The sequence below is a fragment of the Stenotrophomonas maltophilia group sp. Smal17 genome (genome assembly GCF_030237045.1).
GTDB classification, from domain to species: Bacteria; Pseudomonadota; Gammaproteobacteria; order Xanthomonadales; family Xanthomonadaceae; genus Stenotrophomonas; species Stenotrophomonas forensis.
On sequence record NZ_JASJSU010000138.1, the window covers coordinates 1 to 8146 of the forward strand.

At 69.1% G+C, this 8146-nt stretch carries 8 protein-coding genes and 1 pseudogene; 8 read left to right on the forward strand and 1 reads right to left on the reverse strand.

What is annotated here, in order from left to right:
• Positions 1 to 43 precede the first annotated feature (43 nt).
• Positions 44 to 1330, reverse strand: a complete 1287-nt coding sequence (ptsJ, locus tag QRO93_RS20705; protein ID WP_180880244.1) for a transcriptional regulator PtsJ — start codon at positions 1328 to 1330, stop codon at positions 44 to 46.
• Positions 1331 to 1406: 76 nt separating this feature from the next.
• Between ptsJ and QRO93_RS20710 the strand changes: the two genes are divergently transcribed.
• The 8 genes and pseudogenes from QRO93_RS20710 to QRO93_RS21580 all read left to right on the forward strand — a co-directional run.
• On the forward strand, positions 1407 to 2180 hold the full coding sequence (locus QRO93_RS20710) for a YggS family pyridoxal phosphate-dependent enzyme (RefSeq protein ID WP_180880242.1): 774 nt from the start codon (positions 1407 to 1409) through the stop codon (positions 2178 to 2180).
• A complete protein-coding gene (locus QRO93_RS20715) occupies positions 2177 to 2878 on the forward strand; it encodes a glutamine amidotransferase (protein ID WP_180880240.1) in 702 nt (233 codons plus the stop codon). Before QRO93_RS20710 ends, QRO93_RS20715 begins: the two co-directional genes overlap by 4 nt.
• Positions 2875 to 3099: a hypothetical protein gene (locus tag QRO93_RS20720; RefSeq protein ID WP_053510853.1), complete on the forward strand. Its 225-nt coding sequence runs from the start codon at positions 2875 to 2877 to the stop codon at positions 3097 to 3099. Before QRO93_RS20715 ends, QRO93_RS20720 begins: the two co-directional genes overlap by 4 nt.
• Positions 3100 to 3247: 148 nt before the next feature.
• Complete coding sequence (locus QRO93_RS20725; RefSeq protein ID WP_053510851.1) at positions 3248 to 3757, forward strand: RNA polymerase sigma factor; 510 nt, start codon at positions 3248 to 3250, stop codon at positions 3755 to 3757.
• Positions 3754 to 4680, forward strand: coding sequence for a FecR domain-containing protein (locus QRO93_RS20730; RefSeq protein ID WP_180880238.1), 927 nt, complete (start codon positions 3754 to 3756; stop codon positions 4678 to 4680). The genes QRO93_RS20725 and QRO93_RS20730 overlap by 4 nt, the downstream gene beginning before the upstream one ends.
• 64 nt (positions 4681 to 4744) lie before the next feature.
• The gene (locus QRO93_RS20735; RefSeq protein ID WP_180880236.1) at positions 4745 to 7216 is read left to right on the forward strand and encodes a TonB-dependent receptor; all 2472 of its coding nucleotides are present in this window, start codon (positions 4745 to 4747) and stop codon (positions 7214 to 7216) included.
• Complete coding sequence (locus QRO93_RS20740; protein ID WP_053450067.1) at positions 7203 to 8003, forward strand: ChaN family lipoprotein; 801 nt, start codon at positions 7203 to 7205, stop codon at positions 8001 to 8003. Before QRO93_RS20735 ends, QRO93_RS20740 begins: the two co-directional genes overlap by 14 nt.
• Positions 7996 to 8146, forward strand: a pseudogene (locus QRO93_RS21580) (energy transducer TonB); the annotation flags it as partial. The gene QRO93_RS20740 and the pseudogene QRO93_RS21580, both read left to right, overlap by 8 nt.

Sequence of the window (8146 nt, forward strand, 5' to 3'; positions counted from 1 at the left end):
TTGCTCGACTGTTGTTGGCACGAGCAGTCGAGCAAGCTCGACTCTACAGTCCAGACACCGCCGCCAGATCATCGGCCAGCTGCCGCTGCTGCACCGGTCCCAGCGCCGCGCAGGTGATGCGCAGGCCATGCCCGGGGGCCGCCACCGCGAACACTTCGCCCGCGCGCACATGCCAGCCACGCGCGGCCAGCGCCAGCACCTGCGGATGACTGTCGGCCGGCAAGGGCAGCCACAGGTTCAGCCCTTCCATCGGCTGCGGCGTCGCCACGCCACGTGCAACGAGCAATTCCTGCAGCGACTGCAGGCGCTGCTGGTAACGCTCGCCTGCCGACGCGATCTTCGCCCGCTGCGACGCCGAGCCCAGCACCGAGGTGGCCGCGTCCTGCAGAAGATGACTGACCCAGCCCGTGCCCGAGGCCAACCGCAGCCGCAACCGCGCCGCAGTTTCCTCATCACAGCCCAACCAGGCCAGCCGAAGGTCAGGGCCAAGCGGCTTGGACAGCGAGCGCAACAGCGCCCAGCGCCGGCCATCGAGCGGCAGTACCGAGTGATAGGTCTGCTGCGAGAGCAGCGCGTAGTGATCGTCGATCAGCACTGCCACCTGCGGATAGTGGGCAAGCAGCTGCCGCAGCGCCCGTGCGCGCTTCGCATCCAGGCTGGCCCCGGTCGGATTGTGCGCACGCGGGGTCAGCAGCACCGCGCGTGCGCCGGCCTCCAGTGCGGCACGCAGCGATTCGACCTGCATGCCATGCGCATCCACCACCACCGGCAAGGGCGCATGGCCCACCGCGTTGAGTACGTTGAGGCTGCCGAGGAAACATGGATCTTCCACCGCGATGCGATCACCCGGCAGCAGCCACGCCGCCAGCAGGCGCTCGATGCCATCGACCGCGCCATGGGTCAGCTCCAGCGCATACCCCTCGGGGCAATCCGCATCCAGCGAGGCCCGTGCCAGCGCCTGCAACCGCGGGTCGACCGTGCCCACCCCATACAACCGTGGCGCCGCCGGAGCCAGTCGCAGGTTCGGCAGCAGGCGCGGGTCCGGGTTGCCACTGGCCAGGTCATGCAGGGCCACTCCCGGCGTGCTTCCTTCGCGTGCCATTGCCGACGGCAAGCCGCGCACCACCGTGCCGCGACGGCCGGCAGTGCTGGCCAGGCCCGCCGCGTCCAGCCGCTTGTAGGCTGCGGCCACGGTGTTGCGGTTCACCCCCAGCTGCTCGGCCAGCTCACGCACCGCCGGCAGCACGGTGCCGGCCGGCAGGCGGCCCTTGCCGATGCCGTCGCGGATGCTGTCGAAGATCGACTCGGCGCTATGCCCGGTGATTTTCATTTTGTCCTATGCCAAAATAACTCTTGTCCTGTGCCAGTGTATCCCACCCTGGCCATTCCGCATTGGAGGTGCCCGCATGCCCCTTGCCGCCGCCGACTGGCCCATGGCCCAGTCTGTTGAACAGATCGCCGCCAACCTGGCCACCGTGCGCCAGCGCATCGCCGACGCCTGCGCCCGCGCTGGCCGTGATCCGGCCAGCGTGCGCCTGCTGCCGGTCAGCAAGACCGTCGATGACGCCCGCATCCGCATGGCCGTGGCCGCTGGTTGCCACGAACTGGGCGAGAACAAGGTCCAGGAGGCACAGCGCAAGGCCGAGGCCATGGCCGACCTGGGCGTGCACTGGTCGGTGATCGGCCACCTGCAGACCAACAAGGCGCGCTACGTGGCGCGCTTCGCCAGCGAGTTCCAGGCGCTGGACAGCCTGCGCGTGGCCGAGGCCCTGCAGCAGCGCCTGCAAGTGGAAGATCGCACGCTGGAGGTGTTCGTGCAGGTCAATACCTCGGCCGAGCCCAGCAAGTACGGACTCGAGCCCGGCGCGGTGGAGGGCTTCGTGCAGCAGCTGCCGGCCTTCGATCGTCTGCGCGTGCGCGGCCTGATGACCCTGGCCGTGTTCACCCCGGATGTCGAGCGCGTGCGCGCCTGCTTCGTGCGCCTGCGCGAACTGCGCGACCAGCTGCAGTGCTCTGCGCCCGCCGGCCTCGACCTCTCGCAGCTGTCGATGGGCATGTCCGGTGACTTCGAAGTCGCCATCGAGGAAGGCGCCACCGTGGTCCGCGTCGGCCAGGCCATCTTCGGCGCCCGCGCCACCCCGGACAGTTTCTACTGGCCCTACAGCGGAGCACCGGCATGAAGCACGCGGTGGTCCTGCAGCACGTTGCCTTCGAGGATCTCGGCACCCTGACGCCGCTGCTGCTGGCGCAGGGCTGGCAGCTGCAGGTGCTGCAGGCCGGTGTCGATCCGCTCGACGATGCCGAAGCGGCCGAGCTGCTGGTCGTGCTGGGTGGCCCGATCAGTGCCAACGACACAGAAACCTATCCCTTCGTCACCGACAGCATCGCCCTGCTGCGGCGTCGCCTGCAGCAGCAGCGGCCAACCCTCGGCATCTGCCTCGGCGCGCAGCTGATGGCGCGCGCGCTCGGCGCCAGCGTCGTTGCCAGTGGCGGCAAGGAGATCGGTTTCGCGCCACTGCTGCTCACCGATGACGGCCAGCGCTCGCCCCTGCAGGCCCTGCAGGGCATTCCGGTACTGCATTGGCACGGTGAGGGCTTCGAACTCCCGCCCGGCGCACGCCGCCTGGCCAGCACGCCCGCCTGCCGCCACCAGGCATTTGCCATCGGTCAGCACGCGCTGGGCCTGCAATGCCATCCGGAGCTGGACGCGCGCCAGTTCGAACGCTGGCTGATCGGCCACACCCTGGAACTGGCCCAGGCCGGCATCGACCCGAACGACCTGCGCGCGCAGGCGCGCCGCTATGGTGCGCCGCTGGCAGCCGCCGCCACCGCGATGTTCGACCACTGGCTGCAGGACCTGCCGGAGATGCCACGATGAATTACCGGTTGCAGGTCTACCGCGATGGCGCCTACTGGGGCCACTTCGACTGCAGCGGCCCCGACGCCCTGCTGCGCATGGACGTCATCGCCGCACGGCTGCCCAGCGAACAGGGCTTCCAGCTGAAGCGGCAGAAAGGTATCGGCGAGGAGCGCATCCTGTCCAGCAACGCTGACGGCCTGCGCGTGCTCGCCGCGCAGATCCAGTACCGCGACCTCTGACCCGTTTGGGGGCATGCCGGCCAACGGCTGGCGGGTCCATCACTGGCTGATGACCGCCCATTGATGCAAATGATTCTCTTTTGCTGTAAGGTGCTGCCGCTGCCCTTGCCGCCGCGGGCTGTTCCCTTTCCCAGTTGTCGCCCGCCCCGTGTCCACGCCTGTCGAACCGACGGATGTCGCGCAGCTGTGCGCGGCCCATTACCGGCCGCTGCACGCCCATGTCCGCCGCAAACTCCCGCAACGCAGCGATGCCGATGACGTCGTCCAGGAAACCTGGCTGCGTATCGTCAAGGTCGCCGCCAGCGGCCTGCTGAACAATGGCCGCGCCTATCTGTATCGCGTTGCCCACAACCTGATCGCCGATCACTACCGGCAGCGCCAGCGCCGGCGCGAAGAGGCGCTGGACGACACCCAGCTGCATGCCATCGCCGATCCCGCACCGCTACCGGACCAGCGCCTGCTCGACGCCGAGCAGCTGCGTCATCTCGATGCGATCATCGCCGCGCTGCCACCGCGCTCGCGCCAGGTATTCCTGCTCGCCCGTGTCGAGCAGATGGCCCTGGCCGAGATCGGGCGCCAGCTCGGCATCAGCCGTCAAACCGCGCATGGCCATCTGCTGCGCGCCCTGGTCGCCCTGCAGCAGGTACCTGGCCCATGAGCCAGGACACCATCGCACGCGAAGCCGCCCGCTGGTGGCTGGATGGGCACGACGGCGAACGCGATGAGAACGCGTTCAATCAATGGTGCCAGGCCGACCCGCGCCATGCCCTGCAGTACCAGCACCTGCAGCAGCTGTGGCAGGCCGGTGCCGCCACCCCCAGCCTTCAGCGCCAGCAGCAACGCCGGCGCCGCCGCCACCTGGGTGAAGCCGGTATTGCGGTGCTGCTGCTGTGCGCGCTTGGACTGTATGGCCGCCCTGCCCCGCCGCCGGCCGCGCAGGTGCTGCGCACCGCCGCTGGCGAAATCCGCGACGAAGCGCTGCCGGACGGTTCGCATGTCCTGCTGTCACCAGGCAGCGAAGTGCATGTGCGCGTTGATGGGCAACATCGCCAGTTGCAGCTGCAACGCGGCCAGGCCTGGTTCAAGGTCGCTGCCGACGCCCGCCGGCCGTTCCAGGTGCATACGCCGCATGGCACGGTCACTGCGCTGGGTACTGCCTTCGACCTCGTCGTGCAGGGCAACAGCAGCAGGGTCACGGTCACCGAACATCGCGTCCGGGTAGAGGACGGCAGCGGGACCGTGCAGGCGGCCGAGGGGCAACAGGTACGCTTCAACGGACAGTCACCGCCTGCCGCCCAGCCGGCAGACAGCGGCGGCCTTGCCTGGCGCGAACGACGCCTGCACTGGGTCTCGGCCCCCCTCGCCGATGTCACCGAAGGCCTGGACCGCTGGCACGGCGGGCACACCTGGATCATCGGCGCGCGCCTGCGCCAGCAACCGGTCACCCTGCTGGGCAGTGCCGACGGCGCAGCCAGCAACCGCGATCAACTGGCCGCGCAGCTGCACGTGCGCGTGCTGCGCCTGGGCGCGGGCGTGCAGGTCTGGTTGCCGCCGCGCAGGGAACATGCTGATGCGCCCTGACATCGGGCCTGCCGCTGCGTCTACCCAGGATGACGACGCTCTGCGTCAGCCCCTGGAGTCTTCGATGCTGTGCCACCGCCCCCTTGTTCTTGCCCTGTCGCTGGCCTGTGCCAGCACGGTTCCGCTGTTGCCCTCCAGCGCCCACGCGCAGGTGGCCACCCGCACCTATGATCTGCCCGCGCAGCCGCTGGCCGCCGCGCTGGATGCGTACAGCCGCCTGACCGGCGTCGACCTGGTGATCGGCGCGGCATTGCCCGCCGGCCATCCTGCACCAGCCCTGCGCGGTGACTTCGATGACGCACAGGCGCTGTCACGCCTGCTGGCCGGCAGTGGCCTGCGCCCACGCTTCATCGATGCACGTCGCGCCACCCTGGAGCCGGCGCCCGCCGAACGCAGCGACGGCAGCCGCCGCACCGGGCCGCTGCGCGTTCAGGGCGACACCGCGCATGGCCAGGCGCCAGGCACCGGCGCCAGCCAGTACGTGCCCGCCACCCGCGATGGCTTCGCTCCCGCTGTAGGCAGTGAGCGGGTGGCGATGGCCGAGCGTCAGGATGGCAACAGCCTGCTGCGCTCGATGCCCGGAACCCACAGCTTCCACTCGCGCAGCCAGCCCGGCCTGCAGGTCAACATCCGCGGCATGACCGGCGCCGGCCGGGTCAACACCATGATCGACGGTGTCACCCAGACCTTCCGCAACAACGCCGGCCATGGATCGGGTGGCCCGTTCGCCTACGTCGATCCGTTCCTGCTGGCCGGCGTGGACGTGCAGCGCGGGGCGGTCGCCGGTGGCGATGGCGCCGGTACGCTGGCCGGCAGCGCCAACTTCCGCACCCTGGACATCGACGATCTGCTTGGCGAAGGCCGCGACTGGGGCCTGCGTGCAGGCTACCGGCATGGCAACAACGGCTATGGAAGTGGCCGCACCTTCGCCGGCGCATGGCGCCACAGCGAAGACGGTGGCGACCGCCAGTTCGGCCTGCTCGCCGCCGCCAGCAGCAGCCGCAGCGGCGAATACGCGACGGCACGCGGGCAGACCAACAGGGCCGACCCTGGCAGCCAGCAGCCCAGCAGCTGGCTGCTGAAAGCGCGCCTGCAGCCCAGCGACCAGCATCGGCTCGACCTGAGCCACATGCGTTACGAAAACGACTTCTACCACAACTACCCGTGGCAGATTTCCGCACGCAACCAGCGCGCCAGCTACCACTACACGCCCTACTCCCCGTGGGTCGACCTGCGTGCGACCTTCGCCAGCAACAAGACCCGGCTGTTCTACCCGCCGGTGGAGGACTCCAGCTACATCGGCCGCCGTACCCACAGCAGCCTGAGCAGCTGGACCCTCGACAACACCAGCCGCTTCGACATCGGCGCGCTGCAGGCGCGCTGGAACACCGGCATCAAGCACCAGTCGGACATCTTCGTGGCCGACACGCCTACCCTGCGCGGCGCCAACCCGCAGGGGCGCAGCCAGCTCGACAGCGTGTTCAGCACGCTGGAACTGCAGTACGACATCTATGCACTGACCGCCGGCCTGCGCCAGGACCGCTACGGCATCCGTGGCCATATCCCCGGCTGTTCCGAGGTGCCGGGCCAGTGCGCGGAGATCAACGGCGGCAACATCGATGTGCGCCGCACCGAGCGTGCACTCAGCCCCAGCCTGGCGGTTTCTCTGCAGGCGACCGACTGGCTGCAGCTGTTCGCCGAAGTCTCGCGCACCTCGCGGCCGCCGCGGGTGCAGGAAATGTTCTTCGAGAAGATTCCGCTGGAGGGCATGAGCGATGCCGACGGCGTAGGCGCCAATCCGTTCCTGCGCCGCGAGCGCTCGCGCAACCTGCAGTTCGGCGCCAACCTCAGCACCGACTCGCTGCTGGTCGACGGCGACCTGGCCCAGCTGCGCATCACCCGCTTCGACAACCGCATCCGCGACTACATCAAGCCGCAGTACCTGCTGATCGTGCATCCGCCGGAAGTGGCGCCGTTCGTGGTGCCGATCGATAGCGATCCGCAGCTCAATGCCTGGACCGATACGCTGGATGCCGACGATTTCAGTACCACCACGCGCTGGATGAACCACCAGGGCATCGTGCGCATGCGCGGCATCGAGCTGGAGGCGCACTACGCCAGCGAGCACTACCACGCCACCCTCAGCTGGACCCGCTCGCAGACCAGCGCGCCGGCCATCGAGTTCGTCAACCTGGAAGACATCACCGCCCTGCCCGACCGCTACTGGACGCTGGACGTCGGCGGCCGCTGGTGGCAGCAGCGCGTGCAGGCCGGCCTGCGCGCCGAGTACTCCGGTCCCACCGAGGAAGGCTACGACTTCTTCCAGACCCGCAAGACCGGCGGCACCGGCGTGCTGCTGGACTTCTACGCCAGCTTCAAGCCCCAGCCCAACACCACGCTGTGGCTGAACATCGAAAACCTGCAGAACAAGGCCTATGACAACAATGCCTCGATCGACAGCATCTTCAGCCCGATCCTTGACCGCGGCAACGGCCGTGGCCGCACCGTCTCGATGGGCGTCAATGTGGCGTTCTAGCCGCCGTTGGCTGCCGCTGTGCCTGCTTGCGCTGACCTCCCTGGCCAGCGCACAGCCGATGCCCGGCAAAGTGATCGACCTGGCCAGCGGCCAGCCGCTGGACGAGTCCATGTTCATCCAGCGTGCGGCCGGCGCGCAGCGACTGCTGCTGGGCGAGCGTCATGACCTTGCGGGCGACCATGCCGGCCAGCGCTGGTTGCTGCAGGCACTGCACCAGCAGCGCCCCCAGAGGGCGCTGGTGATGGAGATGATCGCCAGCGAACGCCAACCGCGGTTGCAGCGGGTACAGCGCTGGCTGGCCAAGGGCAACCAGGCCGAGGGCCCACGCCTGCAGGAACTGCTGGACTGGGACGCGCGCTGGCCGTGGGCCGCCTACGGCGGGCTGGTGCAGGACGCCACGGCTGCGGGCATTGCGCTGGTCGGCGGCAACCTGTCGCGCGCCGAGGTCAACCGCCTGCTGGCCTCTACAGAACCAGTAGCATTTCCGGTTGCTGCGGCTCGGCAACGGTTGTCGGCGGTGGTGCTGGCGCAGCATGCCGATGCGGCACCGATGCTGGACGGGATGCTGGCCGTACAGTACGCCCGCGATCGCCGCATGGCACAGGTACTGACCGATGCGCCGGCCCCGGCCCTGCTGGTCGCCGGGCGCTGGCATGTACTGCGCGGTACCGGCGTGCCGGGCCATCTGCCACCGGGTACCCCGGCGCTGGTGATCGTGCTGGCATCTCCAGGCGAACAGGTCGATGCGAGCGATGCCGACCTGCTGTGGGTGCTGGGCGATGACTGAGCGTGGCCACCACTGGCAGGCCGTTGTTATCAGCATCGGCCTGCACCTGCTGCCCTTGCTGCTGCTGGTGCACTGGGTGGCCACGCCGCCCGCACTGCCACCCCCGGAACAGGACGTACGCATCAGCCTGCGCCTGCTGGCAC

Excerpts from the sequence above, each read along its gene's own strand:
- ptsJ (WP_180880244.1), bottom strand. The coding sequence starts at position 1,330 with ATGAAAATCACCGGGCATAGCGCCGAGTCGATCTTCGACAGCATCCGC.
- QRO93_RS20710 (WP_180880242.1), top strand. The coding sequence starts at position 1,407 with ATGCCCCTTGCCGCCGCCGACTGGCCCATGGCCCAGTCTGTTGAACAG.
- QRO93_RS20715 (WP_180880240.1), top strand. The coding sequence starts at position 2,177 with ATGAAGCACGCGGTGGTCCTGCAGCACGTTGCCTTCGAGGATCTCGGC.
- QRO93_RS20720 (WP_053510853.1), top strand. The coding sequence starts at position 2,875 with ATGAATTACCGGTTGCAGGTCTACCGCGATGGCGCCTACTGGGGCCAC.
- QRO93_RS20730 (WP_180880238.1), top strand. The coding sequence starts at position 3,754 with ATGAGCCAGGACACCATCGCACGCGAAGCCGCCCGCTGGTGGCTGGAT.
- QRO93_RS20735 (WP_180880236.1), top strand. The coding sequence starts at position 4,745 with ATGCTGTGCCACCGCCCCCTTGTTCTTGCCCTGTCGCTGGCCTGTGCC.
- QRO93_RS20740 (WP_053450067.1), top strand. The coding sequence starts at position 7,203 with ATGTGGCGTTCTAGCCGCCGTTGGCTGCCGCTGTGCCTGCTTGCGCTG.